The 17510-nt window shown below is 66.5% G+C and carries 16 protein-coding genes and 1 pseudogene; 5 read left to right on the top strand and 12 right to left on the bottom strand.

The features are described 5' to 3' along the window. Window positions 1-28: 28 nt before the first annotated feature. On the bottom strand, window positions 29-967 hold the full coding sequence (locus G6N23_RS20435) for an alpha/beta fold hydrolase (RefSeq protein WP_085260197.1): 939 nt from the start codon (window positions 965-967) through the stop codon (window positions 29-31). Between the two features lie 153 nt (window positions 968-1120). Here G6N23_RS20435 and G6N23_RS20430 point away from each other — a divergent pair, with 153 nt between their 5' ends. Both G6N23_RS20430 and G6N23_RS20425 read left to right on the top strand, forming a co-directional pair. Beyond that, the gene (locus G6N23_RS20430; RefSeq protein ID WP_085260152.1) at window positions 1121-2083 is read left to right on the top strand and encodes a PE-PPE domain-containing protein; all 963 of its coding nucleotides are present in this window, start codon (window positions 1121-1123) and stop codon (window positions 2081-2083) included. Window positions 2084-2646: 563 nt separating this feature from the next. Next, on the top strand, window positions 2647-3075 hold the full coding sequence (locus G6N23_RS20425; RefSeq protein ID WP_085260153.1) for a Rid family hydrolase: 429 nt from the start codon (window positions 2647-2649) through the stop codon (window positions 3073-3075). A gap of 13 nt (window positions 3076-3088) precedes the next feature. Here G6N23_RS20425 and G6N23_RS22650 read toward each other — a convergent pair whose 3' ends face one another. Further along, entirely contained in the window at window positions 3089-4396 is a 1308-nt protein-coding gene (locus G6N23_RS22650) for a PPE family protein (protein ID WP_095174091.1), read from the bottom strand. Between the two features lie 392 nt (window positions 4397-4788). Here G6N23_RS22650 and G6N23_RS20415 point away from each other — a divergent pair, with 392 nt between their 5' ends. The 3 genes from G6N23_RS20415 (at window position 4789) to G6N23_RS20405 (ending at window position 7441) form a co-directional block, all read left to right on the top strand. After that, complete coding sequence (locus tag G6N23_RS20415; RefSeq protein WP_085260154.1) at window positions 4789-5628, top strand: Cof-type HAD-IIB family hydrolase; 840 nt, start codon at window positions 4789-4791, stop codon at window positions 5626-5628. Further along, complete coding sequence (locus tag G6N23_RS20410) at window positions 5625-6188, top strand: DUF421 domain-containing protein (RefSeq protein ID WP_085260155.1); 564 nt, start codon at window positions 5625-5627, stop codon at window positions 6186-6188. The genes G6N23_RS20415 and G6N23_RS20410 overlap by 4 nt, the downstream gene beginning before the upstream one ends. Window positions 6189-6499: 311 nt before the next feature. After that, window positions 6500-7441: a LysR family transcriptional regulator gene (locus tag G6N23_RS20405; protein WP_085260199.1), complete on the top strand. Its 942-nt coding sequence runs from the start codon at window positions 6500-6502 to the stop codon at window positions 7439-7441. Between the two features lie 63 nt (window positions 7442-7504). Here G6N23_RS20405 and G6N23_RS20400 read toward each other — a convergent pair whose 3' ends face one another. The 10 genes and pseudogenes from G6N23_RS20400 to G6N23_RS20355 all read right to left on the bottom strand — a co-directional run bounded on the left by G6N23_RS20400 (window position 7505) and on the right by G6N23_RS20355 (window position 17481). Next, the gene (locus G6N23_RS20400; RefSeq protein WP_085260156.1) at window positions 7505-7909 is read right to left on the bottom strand and encodes a GNAT family N-acetyltransferase; all 405 of its coding nucleotides are present in this window, start codon (window positions 7907-7909) and stop codon (window positions 7505-7507) included. Between the two features lie 63 nt (window positions 7910-7972). Beyond that, on the bottom strand, window positions 7973-9211 hold the full coding sequence (locus G6N23_RS20395; RefSeq protein ID WP_085260157.1) for a thiolase family protein: 1239 nt from the start codon (window positions 9209-9211) through the stop codon (window positions 7973-7975). Between the two features lie 540 nt (window positions 9212-9751). Continuing rightward, on the bottom strand, window positions 9752-11128 hold the full coding sequence (gene dnaB, locus G6N23_RS20390) for a replicative DNA helicase (RefSeq protein ID WP_085260158.1): 1377 nt from the start codon (window positions 11126-11128) through the stop codon (window positions 9752-9754). Window positions 11129-11612: 484 nt separating this feature from the next. Beyond that, window positions 11613-12071 (bottom strand): 50S ribosomal protein L9, encoded by a 459-nt coding sequence (gene rplI, locus G6N23_RS20385; protein WP_085260159.1) that lies wholly within the window; start codon window positions 12069-12071, stop codon window positions 11613-11615. Between the two features lie 32 nt (window positions 12072-12103). Beyond that, window positions 12104-12358 (bottom strand): 30S ribosomal protein S18, encoded by a 255-nt coding sequence (gene rpsR, locus G6N23_RS20380; protein WP_019736050.1) that lies wholly within the window; start codon window positions 12356-12358, stop codon window positions 12104-12106. A 32-nt stretch (window positions 12359-12390) separates the two neighbouring features. Beyond that, on the bottom strand, window positions 12391-12912 hold the full coding sequence (locus G6N23_RS20375) for a single-stranded DNA-binding protein (protein ID WP_173675054.1): 522 nt from the start codon (window positions 12910-12912) through the stop codon (window positions 12391-12393). 77 nt (window positions 12913-12989) lie between these two features. Beyond that, window positions 12990-13280 (bottom strand): 30S ribosomal protein S6, encoded by a 291-nt coding sequence (gene rpsF / locus G6N23_RS20370; protein WP_085260160.1) that lies wholly within the window; start codon window positions 13278-13280, stop codon window positions 12990-12992. Between the two features lie 86 nt (window positions 13281-13366). Further along, window positions 13367-14983 carry a glycosyltransferase family 87 protein gene (locus G6N23_RS22735; RefSeq protein WP_085260161.1) on the bottom strand — a complete coding sequence of 539 codons (1617 nt, stop codon included), beginning with the start codon at window positions 14981-14983 and terminating at the stop codon, window positions 13367-13369. After that, window positions 14980-17362, bottom strand: a pseudogene (locus tag G6N23_RS22730) (transglycosylase domain-containing protein). Before G6N23_RS22730 ends, G6N23_RS22735 begins: the two are co-directional and overlap by 4 nt. Next, entirely contained in the window at window positions 17344-17481 is a 138-nt protein-coding gene (locus tag G6N23_RS20355) for a hypothetical protein (protein ID WP_157997559.1), read from the bottom strand. The pseudogene G6N23_RS22730 and the gene G6N23_RS20355 overlap by 19 nt, the downstream one beginning before the upstream one ends. Window positions 17482-17510: the final 29 nt, after the last annotated feature.

Genomic DNA, 17510 nt, shown 5'->3' with positions numbered 1-17510 from the left:
TCGTTGCTCCGCCGCTGCTGCGGGCTCTTTAAACCTGTGCGGGTCCGATGAATTCGACGCCCGCGCGAATCGCAGGGCGGTGCCGCAAGATTCGGAAATGCGCCAGCCGGCCGAGTCCCTGCGTCGTCATCAAGTCGGCGCCCGGCCAGGACGCGACGACGCGTTCACTGGTCTCATAGGGTGTCTCGGGGTCGTCGGGGTCGTGGATGAGCAGCAGCGGCGGGTAACCGGTCTTCTGGGCGATCCGAACCATGTTGGTGTCCTCCAGCGACATGCCGATTCGGCGTTCCAGGCGTCGATGCAGGCCGGCGCGGATCCGTCGCCCGAAGTTGTGGCGCGCGGCGAACAGATCAAGGTAGATCGGGAACTCGCCCATCGGCGCGAGGAACACCAAACGTCCGACCGTCGCGCCCCACGACGCCGCGAAGGCGGTCGCGTTGGCCCCGAGGGAGTGGGCGACAACCGCGCGGGCCGGTCCGTGTGTCCGGATCATGGCGGCGACCGCTTCGGCGCACTCGATGGCGGTGGTGCGGCCGGGTGCGAGCGCGCCCGGATCGGACTCGTTGTGGCTGGGCAGGTCGAACGCAATCACGCGATGTCCGGATTCGACGAGAGGTTTGATGAACATGCCGAGGTGCGGGCGGCGCCCGCCCCAGCCGTGCACCAGATAGACCAGCGGTCCCTCACCCCAGGCCTCGCCCACGACCCGGTGCCCGTTCCAGTGCGCTTCCAGCGGCTGACCGGGCGGAACACCGGGCGGCATCCGCAGGCTCGACTCCATGACCGGTGGGGTGCACCACAACTCCGTCGCCCACCGCGACCCGATTGCCGGTGCGACTCGCTCCAGTAACCAGAAGGCCTGGCGCACCCGCGGGGCGACCGGCGGTTGGACACCGGAGCCCTCCACATCGAGAACGACCGGGTTGGCAGGATCGTGGCCGTCCGGGCGGGCGCGATCTCGGTGCAGCTTTCGTCGACCGGGTGGGCGGTTCGTTGAGTCCGGCACAACATCGAGGTTAACGAGGTGATGCAGCTGCCACCTTCTGGCCCGGCGCCATCGACTTCCGCGGCCACCCCTGCCATGATCGTCCTCAGCTGATTTTTAGTGAAAGGACAGGGGATGTTTGCCCACGTCACTGCCGTTGGCATCCTCGTTGGCGCCACTGCCGCGCCGATCGCCCAAGCCGCTGACGTCCAGGTGGCCCTGTTGTCTGCAGACGGTCCGCTCTCGGGCAGCCAGGCGGCGATCATCATCGGGGGAACCGTGGAGCCCACCCCATCTGTCGATTTCGCGCGGGCCGCCGAGACGCTGTATCTCAATGCACTGGGTTTCAACGACGGCGCGACCGGCTCCACGGTCTGTTACATGGACGGCACCGACCCGTGTAGCGCGGCATTGCAGGTGCTGACCACCCCACAATTGCTGCAACAGGGCCACAGCACTCTTACCGGCGCGTCGAATCTGGTTCTGGCCGTGGAGAATGCGCTCGCCGCGAACCCAGACGCGTACAGCGCCGAGCACCCATTGACGGTGTTCGGGTACTCGCAGGGCGCTGCGGTCGGCTCAGTCGCGATGACCCGGCTCGCCGAAGCCGGTGTCCCCAGCGAGCTGCTGCACTTCGTGTTCATCGGCAACCCCGCCGTGGCGGACGGAATTTGGCCCAACGTGCTAGCCAGCCTGGATGCGGTGTTCGGTCCGGATATCACGAACATGATCATCAAGTTTTTTGATCTGGAAGACGTCCTTGGCCTGATGACCCCGAATGATCTGTACCCGGCGACCATCTACTCGATCGACAATGACTTCGCCTCGGACTGGCAAGGGAACTTCGACACCTGGGGCCTGCTGGGCGAGCTCGTGCCCGGCCTCATACGGCACGGCGAGTACTTGGGGCTGACGCCCGAGCAGATCGCGGACGCGACCACATCGGTCGACGGTTACCTGACATACGTCGACATCTCCGATGACATCGACAACATCGGTGCGGCGGTCAATGCCATTGCGAATGGGGGGATCCTGAGCAGTGGACTGTTCCAGGCTCTGTATGACTCGCTGGTGTTCGCGCTGACCGGTTCGTACTGAGGGAGAACCATCCGAAGGCGCGCGGACGAGAACGCGGCCCCACTGCAGGTAGCTCGCTGCGCACATTTCCCCGTGCGAAACCGCGTCGTTAGCCGGTGAAACCTTCGCCCGATGCCGAACGGTCATGATGGGTGCAGGTCAGCGCGATCTGCAGATTGCCGGCGACATAGTGCCCATCAACGCTCACCAGTCACAGTCATGCGGGGCAACCCAACCTCGGCATATCGGATAGTGATTACGACGTTAGCGCACCCGGTCGCCGCTGTGGAGCACCGATTTCATAGCCGTTTCCCTTGCTAGTTCCGGTCCCCCGGTGAGTTACCCGGGTGATCGGCTGCAACAGAACGCAAGACGTGCGTGCGCGTCGAGGACCAGTATTTGTCGCGGCAATGGCGGCACATTCCACTGGCCAAAGACGTGAGGTTTTATCGCGCCATCGCTCGTAGGCTTGAAAGCACTGTCGGCTCCGGTCGGATCGTGGACGCCGCCGGCGAACGTGGTTCTCATACCGCCAGATCTCAGTGATCTTCGCTCCGACAGACAACGACGAGAGGCCTACCCGCATGTCCAAGCTCGAATTCTTCGACACCCCCGGGTACGGGCAGATCGCCCGTACCCGCAACCGCTACAGCCAAGCACTACGCATCGGTGATCGAGTGGAGATCTCCGGCCAGGGCGGCTGGGACGCTGATTTCACCTTGACGACGACATCTCTGAAGGACGAGATCGCCAAGGCGTGTGACAACGTCGAAAACACCCTGGCCGAGGCGGGCGCCAGCTGGCGCGACGTTGTCAACGTCCACTCTTACCACGTCCCCACCGCGGTGGATTCCATTGGTGATGACCATATGTCGGAGATGGTCGCCCAATTCCGCAAGCGGCTCGGTGACATCGCTCCGTTGTGGACCGCGGTGGGTGTCGAGGCACTTGCGCTACCCGAACAGCATATTGAGATCGAGGTCGTCGCCATCGTCCGATCCGACAGCGAATAGGCACTGCGCTCCGCTATCCAGCGGCTGGCGGACGGCCCATTACGGCCGGGCGGCCGCTGGATGTGGTGCCGCCCAAGGCACGTTCGATCAGGCTCAGCAGTGCCATCTCGGTCAGCGGGCTTCCCGGCGTGGCCACGGAGCTTTCAGCACCGGGACTGGGACCAGTGGATCTGGCGGCAGCGCCCACGGCTCGCCCGGCCACACTCGCCAGTGCTATCTCGCTCAACAGGCTTCCCGGACCGGCTGCCAAACCGGCCGAGCCGGCGCCGAGGCCCGTCGCTGACAAGGCTGCGGCCACCGTCTTGACCGCCGGGGCCGTTGTGGCCCAGGTCTGCGGCACCGACAGCCCGCCCAACGAGGGCGCCTGGCCCAGCCCCGCCGACACCGTCCGTCCGCCACCCGAACTGACGCCTGCGGGGCCCATCGCCCTCGTTTCGAAGTCGTCGATTCGGCTCAGAATCTGATCCCCTACGTCGACGATGCGAAGGCGCGTGTCCTGACCGGTGGTGCTGGCCAGCGAGGCGGACGCCCAAGCCGCAGATGTGATACCCGTGCCCACACCGCTCAACGGCGTGCCCAACGGGGTAACCCCCAGGACGCCCAACACATCCAGGAGTCCGGGAACTCCGCCCGCGGCCGGGACGGCCGACGGTACTGATTCCAGTGGTGTTGACAACATCTTCAGCGCCGTGGGCATTGCGGAGATCAGCTGCGAAAGCGCCGGCTCGGCGTTTGCCGCTGCCGAGGTGGTAGTGGCCTCGGCCGTTGCGGCGGCTTGGGCGGCCAGCCCACCCGGATTGGCGCCCGCAGGTGGTGGGGAAAACGGTGTCAGCGTTGCGGCGGCCGCCGACGCCCCCGCGTAGCCGTACATGACAGCGGCATCCTGCGCCCACATCTGGACGTACTGGCTCTCGGTAGCGGCAATCGCGGGTGCGTTCTGCCCGAACAGGTTCGTTGCCACCAGCGTCGTCAACAAACTGCGGTTGGCCGCGATCAGCGGTGGTGGCACCGTCGCCGCGAACGCCGCCTCATAGGCCGCCGCGGCCATTCTGGCCCGGGTTGCTGTCTGCTCGGCCTGGGCGGCAGCGACACTCAGCCACGCGACATACGGGGCAGCCGCAGCCGCCATCGACGCCGACGACGCGCCCAGCCACGGCCCGTCGGTCAACCCCGACACCACAGACCGATAGGAGCCGGCCGCGGAATGCAACTCGTCAGCCAGCGCGTCCCAGGCCACCGCGGCGGCGAGCATCGGCTCCGACCCGGGGCCGGAGTACATCAATGCCGAAGTGATTTCCGGCGCCACCATGGCGAAATCCACTGCTACATGTCTCCGTAGCCGGCAGCGATGCCGTTACCGGCGGGGATTGGCCGCACTTCCGGTTGAGCCATAACGAACGGCACGATCTTCCCTCCTGAGCCAGATTTGCCACCGTCGCGTGTTCGAGCCGTGAGATGCGCGCCCGCACCGAACTCTTCAACGCGTCAGCACTGGCGACGCACTGCCGTCGCCCATTCACCGTTTTTCTCGGTGCCATAACCGGTTCGAATAGGGCGACGTCAACTCCACTGGTTGACGTGTTGCCTTGCGGGCCTGAGTCAGACGCACCTTTCACCCGGGTGAATCAGCTCCGAAGGTGATGCGATTTCACCCGGGCCGGCGACAGGCTTTCACCGAAGCGTTGCGGGCCTGCTGCTGCGCTGAAAGGTGACATGACTCCTTCTTCCCATCCGATCCGATTGCTGCTCGCCGATGTCGACGGCACCCTGGTGACCGGTGACAAGGTTCTCACCGAGCGCTCCGTCGCCACCGTCGCCGCGCTGCGCGATGCCGGGATACTCTTCGCCATAACCAGCGGCCGCCCGCCGCGTGGGATGTCGACGCTCATCGAAACACTCGATCTCACAACGCCGGTCGCCGCGTTCAACGGTGCACTGTTCGTCCGCCCCGACATGTCGGTGATCGAACAACGTCTCATCCCGGACGATGTGACAGCGGCCGTGATCGAGCTACTGAACGTCCAGGGCATGGGCGTGTGGGCCTATCGCGACATGGACTGGTTGGTGCCGGATATACAGGGCGCTCACGTCGCCCACGAGGCCTCGACGGTCGGTTTTGAACCGACGCTCGTGGACAAAATTGAGTCGATCACACAGGGGGTGTCCAAAGTGGTTGGGGTCAGCGACGACTACGACGCAGTGCAGAAGGCGGCGGCCCGGGTGCGCAAGCGTTTCGGCGATCACGTGTCGGCTGCCAGATCCCAGCCCTACTACCTCGACGTCACCAATCCGCGTGCCAATAAGGGCGCTGTTGTCAGTTACCTGTCCGCCACCTACGACATCGCTCCCGAACAGATCGCCACGATCGGCGACATGCCGAACGACGTCCGCATGTTCGAGCAGTCAGGACTCAGCATCGCGATGGGCAACGCGAGCGACGAGGTCAAACGTGCGGCGCGTTGTGTCACCACGACAAACGAAGATGACGGCTTTGCGAACGCCGTGGAGCGCTTCATTCTCGGCCGTGACCACTGCGTCGCTGAAATCATATGACCCACTACATTTCTGATGCCCTTATCGGCGATGGCCATGCCATGGTCGATGCGATTGTGAAGGCGTCGGCGCTGTTCCTGACGGCGACCGTGCTGTTCCGGTTCACCGAGCGGCGCACCTTGGCCGAGTTCGCACCGTTCGACTGGATCGCTGCCGTGGCCGCGGGCGCGATCGTGGGTCGCTCTGCGACCGCCACCGACACCTCATGGCTCGCCGCAACGGCCGCGCTGATGAGCTTGCTGTTGACCCACGCTGCTGTGGCCAGGATACGGTTGATTCCCGGGCTCCAGAAGTTCATCGATCCACCGGTGCAGGTGCTGATCCGAGATGGCCGCATCGAACGGCGCAACCTGCGACGCTGCGGCCTCAGCACAACCGACCTACAAGCGGTACTGCGCCAGCACGGACACTGCGGCATCGACGACGTTCACCTGGCCGTCTTCGAGTCGAAAGGAGCGATCTCGATCGTGCCGTCGTCTCACGGCCAGATGCCCTTTGATGCGGGTTGCGCTGCGGATGCATCGACGCAAATCACCCGGGTGAACTACCGGAGCGGATGACGACAACCCACCCGACCGTCACCGAGGGTGGGGTTATGGTCCATACGACGACGCCGGTCCTCAACGGCTCCGCACATCGTGCCTCGTGATCAGTGCGGAGGGCTAAGGTGACTGAGCAAGGCGTACCGAAGGCCGACTCACACGGCGCCCACGCGCGTAGCCGGGCCGGCCTCGCCGCCGTACCAACAGGGTTGAGCGCCGGCGTACCACCGCGCACCGCCCGCAGGAGTCCCTCGCAATCAGTGATCGGGGCCGGCAAACCCGAACGCACGGCGGGTAACCCAGCATTCGCCCTGCAGGCGGTTGAGATCGTGGATCGGACTGGTTCCGTAGGGCGCAGCCACGCGGTTCTCACACTTGCCAGGCTGGAAGCCTTCATCGCCGTGGTCGAAGAGGGCACGGTTTCAGCCGCCGGGCGCCGGCTCTACCTCAGCCAGCCGGCTGTGTCACAGACGGTCAACGCTCTGGAGCGCCAACTCGGTGTGCAATTGCTGTTGCGCAGTAACACCGGTGTCCGTACCACCGCAGCCGGAATGGCTCTGCTGGCAGAGGCGCGCGCCATCCTGACGCGCCACGACCAGATGGTGCGCACGGTGACCGCCGCCGCGGTCGACTCCTCCGGTGTCATCCGGTTGGGCATACCCGATGAACTGCCCACGGGACTACTTCGTGCTGTCGCCCGATTCGCCACCGAGCATCCGGGCATGCGCGTGATGCCGCGTCACCTACCGATGACGGCACAACTGGACCACTTGCGCCGCGGGAATCTGGACGTTTCGTTGATGCGCGAGCACCCCGCCGGGAACGAGTTCGACACCATGTTGGTGGCCCGGGAGAACCTCGGCATCATTCTGGCCGGTGACCTCGCCGCTAAACTCTCTGGGCCCGAAGGTATCCGCCTCAACTCGCTGGCCGGGCTGCAATGGATCGGCTTGCCACGCTCGGGTAGTCCCGCCTGGTACGACGAACTGGCCGCGACACTGCGTAGCCACGGCATCGACACCGGCAGTCACCCCGACGGCGAAAAGTTCGTGATCCCCTCCGTCACCCTTACCGCACTCAGTGCCGGCCAGGCGTTTGCGTTCGCGTCGCAGGAGTGGTCCCAGCCTCTCCCCGAGACGGTGGTGTGGCGTCGGCTAGCCGACTACCCCGTGGTGCGCCGCACCTGGGCGGTGTGGCCGGCCGAATGCCGTAATCGCGACGTCGCCCAGTTGATTGCCGGCTTCGATTGGTGCCCGACGGATCCGGCCTAGCCGCCGTCGGCTTGTGTGCCGATGCAGTCCGAGCATCGAGCGGTGAAGACGATGGCTTACTGCCTAAGGCTCGATGCTGTCCGGAGCCGATGGCGTCGCGGGCCGCGACGACGGGCGGAGCAATACCCGATATTGGTCGGTGACCAGGTCCTGATATTCGGGATGATGCACAATGTAGTCCGCTGTGATCTTGCATCGCGGGATGACCGTGTGCCCGGCACCGCGGACCAATGAGAGCACACCATCGATCATCGCCGAGGAGACACCCCGGTCACGCCACTGTGCATCGACTTGGGTGGCCATCAACACGATGTGGTCGCGGTAGCGGCGGTAAGGCTGCCGACCGATCACCTGACCGCCCACGGCCGCCTCGAAGTGAGCGAGTCGGGCGTTATCGGTGATGATCATCTGTAGTCCCTCGCGGGCACTGCGTTCGACAGTGCCCATCGGCGCCGGCGATTCACCCATAATCACGTATTCCTTCCTCGTGGCCTCACGATTGGCCGATCCAGTGCGTCGATGGCCTGACGGTTATCGCGCCTCAGGGTTTTCCAGCACTACCGCCACCGCCTGCCCGGAGCCGATGCACACTCCGATCACGCCGTAGCGCGCGCCGCGCTCCCGAAGCTCGAGGGACACCGTCAACAGATACCGCGCCCCGGTCGCACCGAACGGGTGCCCGATCGCCACCGCACCACCGTTGGGTGTGAGTTTGTCGTCGGGCACGAAGAAGCCGTCGAGTTGATTGGGTAACTCGCGCAACACCCCCAGGGCTTGCGCACTGAACGCCTCGTGGATCTCCCAGATATCGATCTGTTCGGGGGTCAAGCCGGCGCGGCGGATCGCCGCAGGCATCGCCCACGCCGGGGCGATACCCATGATGAGTGGGTCGATCCCGTACACGGCGCTGGAGACCACCCTGGCCAACGGTCGTACGCCTAATTCGGCCGCACGCTCCTTCGAGCCGATCAGTACCGCGCTCGCACCGTCACTCAAGGGCGTGGAGTTCCCCGCCGTCATCTGGGTCGTCCCCGGTTGGGCGGGAAGTGCCGCCAACCCCTCAGCGGTGGTGTCGTCCCGAATGAACTCATCATGCTCGACCACATGCGCCGCTGTCTTCCTGGTCGCCGCGACGGGCACCGGCATGATCTCGGTGGCCAGTCTCCCGCGGTCCCGAGCGGCCCGGGCATTGCGCTGTGAGCGCAGCGCAAACTCGTCAATCTCTGGTCGGCACAACGAATAGCGATTCGCGACGTTCTGCGCGGTCTCGATCATGCCGATGTAGGCGTTGCGTGCCAGCAACGCCGGATTCGGCGGGCCACCGGCACCACTCCACATGGTGTCGAGCATGAACACCGGACCCCGTGGGCTGAAAGCCGCGTCGCCTTTCATCAGCGCCCAACCCGACCGCGACATCGATTCGACCCCACACGCGATGCCCAGGCCCAGATCGCCCGCCTTGACGGCGTGGGCGATACTCACCGCAGCACTCAACGAGGAGCCGCAGAACCGATTCACGGTCGCGCCCGCGACGGTGTCCGGGAATCCCGCGGCAAGCACGGCCCATCGTGCGATGTCACCCATACCCTCGTGGGCCGTGTTCACGCACCCGGCGAGGACATCTTCGACCGCATCCGGTGGAACGCCCACCCGTACACATGCACCCTTGAGCGTCATTCCCAACAGGTCGTCGGGACGGATCGCCGACAACGCGCCGCCGTACCGGGCAAACGGAGTGCGCACTCCGCCGAGGACGTACGCCTCACTCATCAGGACACCTTCCACCGAAGCGACCGCGGACCGGCCAAAATCTGCTGCCCGCCCAGGCTGCCGCGGCACCGGGTGAATCGTCATCACCCCCAAACGCAACTCGCCCGGGTGATTTTCCTGAAAGCCATGCCAGGCGCGCCGAGGTGCACTCAGTCACGTGTGACCGCACGGCGTTGTTTCGTCACGTGGCTGCCGCCCACACTCGATACCGTTCTCGCGTTGTCCGGCGTTGGCGCGCCGGATCCGGTTACGACAAGCGGCCCTCGCGGGCGGCGCCTGGCGCTGGCCGAATCTGCGTCATCGGCGTCGTGTGGGCGACCTGTGCGCTATTCCTGGCGTCTCCGCGGGTGCGCAAGGGACGCCGTAGGTTTTCGCAAGATCGACGCGGTCGGGGCTTTGGCCCGGCGGACTTAAGCCCTCCAGGAAGTCTGTGTCCGGCTCGCAAAGGACTTGCTCGACCCAGACCTTTTGCGCAGCAAGTAATTCCAGTGGGTGGTTATCGACCTCCGCATACCCTCACCCGCATGAGGACTGTGGTCCCTAGTGCGCCATGTTCGTAAACCGCGACAAGTGCAACTGGTGTGCCACGGTGACGGTCTTCGTCGGGCCGTTACGGTGTTTGGCCAGAATGAGATCCGCCTCGCCGCCGCGCGGGTCGTCACGTTCAAACGCATCGGGCCGGTGCAGCAGGATCACCATATCGCTATCCTGTTCGATCGCACCCGACTCACGTAGGTCGGCCAGCATCGGCTTCTTGTCGGTGCGCTGCTCGGGACCGCGGTTGAGCTGGCTGAGTGCGACTACCGGCAACTCCAGCTCCTTCGCCAAAAGCTTTAGTTGCCTTGAGAATTCCGACACCTCTTGCTGGCGCGACTCGACCTTCTTGCCGGAGGTCATCAGCTGCAAGTAGTCGACCACCACCAGTCGCAGGTCGGCCTTCTGCTTGAGCCGGCGCGCCTTGGCGCGGATCTCCATCATGGTCAGGTTCGGTGAATCGTCGATATACAGTGGCGCTTCACTGATTTCGCTCATCCGCCGGGCCAGCCGGGTCCAGTCGTCGTCGGTCATCCGGCCCGAGCGCATGTCGCCGAGTTTGATCTTCGCCTCGGCCGAGAGGAGCCTCATGACGATTTCGGTCTTGCTCATTTCCAGCGAGAAGATGACGCTGGGCAGCCGATGTTTGATCGAGCACGACCGCATGAAATCCAAGGCCAGAGTCGACTTGCCCATACCCGGCCTCGCCGCAATCACGACCATCTGCCCCGGGTGCAGCCCGTTGGTCACCTCGTCGAGGTCGGTGAAGCCCGTCGGCACGCCGCGCGCCACCCCGCCATGCGAGGCGATCGCGTCGATCTCGTCCATGGTGGGCTGCAGCAGGTCTTCGAGCGGGACGAAGTCCTCGGAGAGCCGGCGGTCGGCGACGTCGTAGATCTCGGCCTGGGCCCGGTCGACGATCTCGGCCACGTCGGCGCCCTCCGCGCCGGCATAGCCGTACTGCACCACCCGGGTACCGGCCTCCACCAGCCGCCGCAGCAGCGCCTTCTCGGCGACGATGCCGGCGTAGTAGCCGGCGTTGGCCGCGGTCGGCACCGTGGAGATCAGGGTGTGCAGATACGGGGCACCACCCACCCGGCGCAGCAGGCCGCGGCGGTCGAGTTCGGCGGCCACCGTCACCGGGTCGGCCGGCTCGCCGCGGCCGTAGAGATCCAGGATCGCGTCGTAGATGTTCTGGTGCACCGGGCGGTAGAAGTCACCGGGGCGCACCCGCTCCAACACGTCGGCGATCGCGTCCTTGCTCAGCAGCATGCCTCCGAGCACCGACTGTTCGGCGGCAAGGTCCTGGGGCGGCTGGCGTCCGACATCCTCGCGGGGCGGCTCCTCCAATTCGGAGTGCCCGCGATCGTCGACCACTGCCATACGCCCCACCTCCTCAGCACGATCGAACGCCTGTTCGACGTTGATACCCTCGGCATGCTAGCCGTGAGCACCGACACCCCCGTCGCGTCGTGCCGGGTTGACGCTAGGCGTTGCTGACGGCCGTACCAAACGGGCTTGTTCACAAAGGTGTGGAACAAGTGTGCACACCGGTCCCCCAGTTGTTTGGGATGGTGGGGAAGACCTGTGGATTGTTCTACGACGGTGGAACATCGCCGCAGGTCAATGCACCACACCACGGCGTTTTCGCTGTGGAGGACAATCTCTTCGGCGTGTCGTCCCAGGTTGCCATCTTGGGCGTGTTGTGTTGCCGGCAGGTGGACGGTCTTCCACATCCGCGTGAATACGCCCAAGTCACTCGCGGGGCCAAAAGTTAGCCAGAGTTAACCGAAGTTAACCGGGCCCGGGCACAGCAAAGCCCCGGCGGAGCCGACCAGGGCGCCGCCGGGGCTGTGCGGGTAGACGCTTAGTTCGCCGCCGCGACGTCGAGCGTGACGTCGACGTCCACGTCGGGGTGCAGGTGCACCGAAACCGGGTGGCTGCCGACGGCCTTGATGTGCGCCTTAGGCAACCGGATGATCCGCCGGTCGAGGTTGGGCCCGCCTGCCTTCTTGATCGCAGCAACCACGTCGGCGGCGGTCACCGAACCGAACAGCTTGCCCGAGTCCGCGGCGGTCTTCACCGGCAGCGTGACCGTGCCCAGCGCCTCGAGGGCCGCCTTGAGCTCCTTGGCGTGGTCGAGGTCGCGCACCTGCTTGGTCTCGCGGGCCCGGCGGATGTCGTCGGCCTGCTTCTGCGCCCCCCGCGAGGCGATGATCGCCAGCCCCCGCGGGAGCAGGTAGTTGCGGCCGTATCCGTCCTTGACCTCAACGGTGTCTCCGGCCGCCCCGAGGTGGTCCACCTCAGCGGTCAAAATCAGCTTCATCGTTTCGTACTTTCTGGGATTTCAGTGGGCGGCTAGCGCGCCGACGAGGTGAAGGGCAGCAACGCGACCTCGCGGGCGTTCTTCACCGCGAGCGCGATGTCGCGCTGGTGCTGGACGCAGTTGCCGGTCACGCGGCGGGCGCGGATCTTGCCCCGCTCACTGATGTAGGTGCGCAGCAGTGAGGTGTCCTTGTAGTCGATCACCTGCTTCTTGTTGGAGCAGAACGCGCACTTGCGCGTCTTGATCGGCTTCTCGGGAGCCGGACGCCGCTTGTTGGATTTCGCCATTATCTATCTCTTTCGTGCAGTGGTTCGTTGGTCTAAAAGGGCGGTTCGTCGTCGGCGCCACCGAAGGAGCCGGACGCCGGAGCACTGCCCCACGGGTCCTCCGCGGGAGCGCCGCCGGACTGGGCCGCCGCGGGCCCGGACGCTGTCGCGCCGCCGCCCCCGCCGAAGCCGCCTCCGCCGCCGCCGCGGCTGACCTTGTTGATCTTGGCGGTGGCGTACCGCAACGAGGGGCCGATCTCGTCGACCTCCACCTCGTAGACGGTGCGCTTCTCGCCCTCGCGGGTTTCGAAGGACCGCTGCCGCAGCCGACCGGTGACGATCACCCGCGATCCGCGGGTGAGGCTCTCGGCGACGTTCTCTGCGGCCTCGCGCCAGATGTTGCACCGCAGGAACAGCGCGTCGCCGTCCTTCCACTCACCGCTCTGCCGGTCATAGACCCGCGGGGTGGACGCCACCGTGAAGTTGGCGACCGCCGCCCCCGACGGGGTGAACCGCAGATCCGGGTCCGCGGTCAGGTTTCCGACGACGGTGATCGTGGTGTCACCAATAGCCACGGGGCCCTCCTAGGATCGGTGTCGGCGCTTGATGCTGCATTCGCAGGATGAGCCTACGCAACGGCGGCGACAGCCTGCTACGACTTGTCGGTCCGCATCACCTTGGTGCGCAGCACCGCCTCGTTCAGGCCGAGCTGACGGTCGAGTTCGGACACGGTCGCCGGGGCGGCCTTGACGTCGATGACCGCGTAGATGCCCTCGGCATGCTTGGCGATCTCGTAGGCCAGGCGCCGCTTGCCCCAGATGTCGACCTTGTCGACCGTTCCGCCGTCCTTGCGGATGACGTTCAAGAACGTCTCCAGGGACGGGGCGACGGTGCGCTCGTCGAGAGTGGGGTCAAGGATGACCATGATTTCGTATGGACGCATGGGAACCTCATCACCTCCTATGGTCGTAGTGCGGCCGTGGATGTGACCACGGCAGGAGGGTCGCCTGCGTCGGCAACCCGGCTAGGCTACCGGAGGCTGGGCTGCGACGTGAAATCGACCGGAGCGGGTGCGGGCCGCAATCGCGCCGGCAGCCACCGCGGCGGCGCATCCGGGGCCCGGTCGAACACCCCGCCGGCGGGGTCGTCGATCCCCCGCTCGCGCACCAGATCCCGCTCCGGGCGGTAGATCTGCCGGATCACCAGCGCGCACAGCCCCACTACCGCCAGATCGCGCACCAGCACCGTGGTGGTGAACCACTGCTCGGGCAGGCTGCGATCCGGGACGCTGTAGAGGTAGTACATCCGCGGCACCCACACCAGCGCGTCGACGGTCATCCAGGCCAGCAGCAAGCGGCGGTGCGGCACGGCCAGCACGGCCAGCGGCACCAGCCACAGCGAGAACTGCGGACTCCACACCTTGTTGGTCAGTAGGAAGGCGGCCACCAGCAGGAAGGCCAACTGGGCCAGGCGCGGCCGCCGCGGCGCCGTCAGCGCGATATAGCCGATCCCGGCGCAGCACAGCGCGAACAACGTGGCGACCACGATGTTGAGCACCGTCGGGGGCTGCCACAACCCGAGGTCGCCGTCGAACCCGCGCCAGCCGGTCAACGACTTCACCACGTTGTACAGCGAATCCATGTCGTCGCCGCGGCGGGAGTTCAGCCGGAAGAACTCGCTCCAGCCCCGCGGGGCCAACACCAGAACCGGCAGGTTCACCGCCACCCAGCTCAGCGCCGTCGCCACCGCGGTGCGCTTGACCTCACCCAGCCGGCCGGTGCGCAGCCCCAGCAGGAGCAGCGGGAACAACAGCAGCACAGGGTACAGCTTGGCCGCGGTGCCCACCCCGAGCAGCACCCCGGCGGCCACCGGCCGGCGTCGCGCCCAGGCCAGCAGCCCGCACCCGGCGAACGCGGTGGCCAGCGCGTCGAAGTTGGTGAAGATCTGGAAGATGACCAGCGGTGAGCCCGCCACCAGCGCCGCATCCCAGACCCGCCTCCCGGCCAGCCCGGCGGTGGACCACACCGTCGCCAGCCAGGCCAGGGCCAGCCCCAGCGCGACGATGTCGAAGAAGACCACCACCTCGGCGACCCCGCTCAACGCCGGGATCTTCACCACCTTGCTGATCGCCGTGTAGGTCTTGGCCAGGGCCATCGCCGAGTACTGGTAGAGCCCGGTCACCACCGGATACTCCATATAGCGCTTCGCCGGCTGCCCGTCGTAGCGGATCTGCTCTTTGCCCGTGGAGTCCTTCTCCACCCAGCTGGACTTGTAGGGGAACTTGCCCTGGTTCAGCAACTCCGCGGTGTAGAGCGGCACCACGTCGGAGTAGCACAGCTGGAAGTAGGCGCGCTCGTTGTCCCAGTTGGCCACCCGCTGGTCGGGTCCGCCGCTGCCGACGCTCTGCAGGCACGGCGACTTGGTCGTCCAGCCCAGGGCCAACAACACCACGGCGATCAAAAACATCACCCGCAGCGGCGTCATGAACCTGCTGCGCCCGATGAGCGCGTGCCGGCCCACCGGCCCGCCGACGGTGTTCGACAGTGCGTGCACGAGGACGTCGCTGCGGCTGGGCAGGTCGCGGTCGTCGGCGCTGCGCAGATCAGCGGCCAACGGCTGCGGCGAGCAGACCGGGCGTTCTGTCACGGGAGCGCCTCCGGCACCGGCGGGGGCGCCGGCTCCGGCGGTGGCGGCGGCGGTGGCGGAGGTGGTGGCGGCGGCGGCGGGAACATCTCCGGTATCGGGAAGGGTGGCGGCGGAGGCGGTTCCTGCGGCTCGTCCTGTGGCGGCGGCGAATACCAGTCCATCGGCGGGGCGGCGCCACAGACGGCACCCCGCCGAACCGCCGATCTCGGTGGGCTTGGGGAACTGAAGCACCGGGCTGCCCGACAGCGCACCGTCCATGCCGGCCTTCCATATCTGAGCCGGCAGGCCTGCGCCGTACACCGGCCCGCCCCACTTGTTCGTCAGCGGCTCATCTCCCTTTTCGGTGCCGACCCAGACCGCGGTCGACAGGGTCGGCGTGTAGCCGACCATCCAGGCGTCCCGGTTGGCTCCGGTGTTGCCGAGCTGGGTGGTGCCGGTCTTGGCGGCGGCAGGCCGCCCGCCGGCCAGGTCGTGCCCACCCGACCAACTGGGGATCGCCTTCATGGCGTCGGTGACATTGTCGGCCACCGCCTTGGGGATGCGCTGTTCGCCGGTGTCCCGGTCGGTGGCGCTGACGTCGAAGAGTACCCGCCCGTCCGGTCCGGTGACCTTCTCGATGAAGTGCGTCGGGTGGTAGATCCCCGAGTTGGCCAGGGTGGCGTACGCCGACGCCATGTCGATCACCCTGGTCTGGTACTGGCCCAGCACGATGCCGTTCTCCGGCGGCCCGCCGAGGCCGTCCTCGGACAGCGTGTGCTCGACACCGGGGAAGCTCTCGGCGATTCCGGCCCGGTGCGCGGCGTCGGCGACGTCGCGCGGGCCGTGCTTGAGCTTGAGCATCAGCCGGTAGTAGGCCGTGTTGAGCGAGCGCTTGAGCGCCTCGGCGATGTTGCAGACCCCGCAGCTGGCGCCGCCGACATTGCTGATCTTGGTCCGACCGACCGTCAACGGGGCGCTGTCGACCTGGTAGCCCAGGCCGATGCCCTGCTCCAACGCGGCGACCAGTGCGAACACCTTGAACGACGACCCGGTCTGCAGCCCGGCCTGGGCGAAGTCGAAACCGCCCCCGTCCGCGCCACCGTAATAGGCCAGCACCGCGCCGCTGCGCGGGTCGATGGAGACCACCGCGGTGCGCAGGGCCGGTTTCTGCCCGGCCATGACGGTGCCCACCGCCTTCTCCATCGCCCGCTGCGCTTTCATGTCGATGGTGGTGGTGATCCGCAGGCCCTGCATGTTCAGTGTCTGCTCGTCGATGTTGAACAGGTCGAGCAATTCGGCGATGACCCGGCGCTGAATCAGCCCGTTGGGCCCGGAGGCCTGGTCGGCGTTCCGCGCCTGATCCGGGGGGATCGTCGCGGGGAAACTCTGCCTGGCCCGCTCGGCGAGCGACAAGGACCCGGTCGTCACCATCCCGTCGAGCACCCAGTTCCACCGGTCGACGGCCCGTTCGGGGTTGATCGCGGGATCCAGGGCGGACGGCCGCTGGATCACCGCCGCCAACAGGGCGCCTTCGGAGATGGTGAGTTCCTCGACGGGCTTGTCGAAGTACGCCCGTGCCGCCGCGGCGATCCCGTAGGTGGTGCGGCCGAAGTAGATGATGTTGAGGTAGGCCTCCAGTACCTCGTCTTTGGGCCACGACTGCGACATCTTCGTGGCGATGACGAGTTCTTTGCCCTTGCGGACCACACCGGCGACACCGGCCCGCTCGGATCCGACCAGCGCGTTCTTGACGTACTGCTGGGTGATCGTCGAACCACCCTGGAGATCACCGCCGAGCAGGTTGTTCTTGACCGCCCGGAACAACCCCGAGAAGGAGTAGCCGGAGTTGGTGTAGAAGTCGCGGTCCTCGGCGGCAAGCACCGCGTCGCGGACATGGACCGGTACCTGGCTGAGCTTGATGTCGACCCGGTTTCCTTCCGGCGGAACGATTCTCGCCAGCTCGGTGCCGTCGGCAGCGACGATGGTCGACACCTGATCGGTGTGGATGTCGCCGGGATTGGGGATCTCGACCGTGCGGTAGGCCATACCGAAGGTGACCACCGGCGCCACCAGCATCGCCGCGGTGGCGGCGTAGAGGCCGCGCCGGATCCACGCCCAGTTCACCCGCCGCCGCGGGCGGCGCCGGTCTTCGGCATCGGCGGCGGGCGGCGAATCGGTTGGGGCGTCCGGTTTTTCGCTGTCCGCGCGCAACCTTTCCAGCGCCGCCCGGACCATTTCGATCGGGTCTCGCAGATCCGGTTCTCCGTCGGGAGCACCTTCCGCCGCTTCCGCGGGAGGATCTGCCGGTGAGGCCTCCGGCGACTGCATCGGCTGTTCTGCTGTAGCGCTGTTGGTACCCGGCGCCGTCGGGCCCGAGCTGCTCACCGGCGGTGCGAGCATCCCCGCAGGTAGAGATCGACCATCGCGCCGACCGGCACCGCGGTGGGGCCGCAACCCCACTCGGCGAACGGCGAGGCGCCGTCCAGCCCGTCATCTCCCATGCGTCGCTGCAGTCGCATGCTCACCAGGGTACGTCTGCTGCGGCCGG

Origin of the sequence: Mycolicibacter terrae (assembly GCF_010727125.1) — a bacterium.
Lineage (GTDB): Bacteria > Actinomycetota > Actinomycetes > Mycobacteriales > Mycobacteriaceae > Mycobacterium > Mycobacterium terrae.
This window is presented reverse-complemented; position numbering and strand designations above follow the sequence as displayed.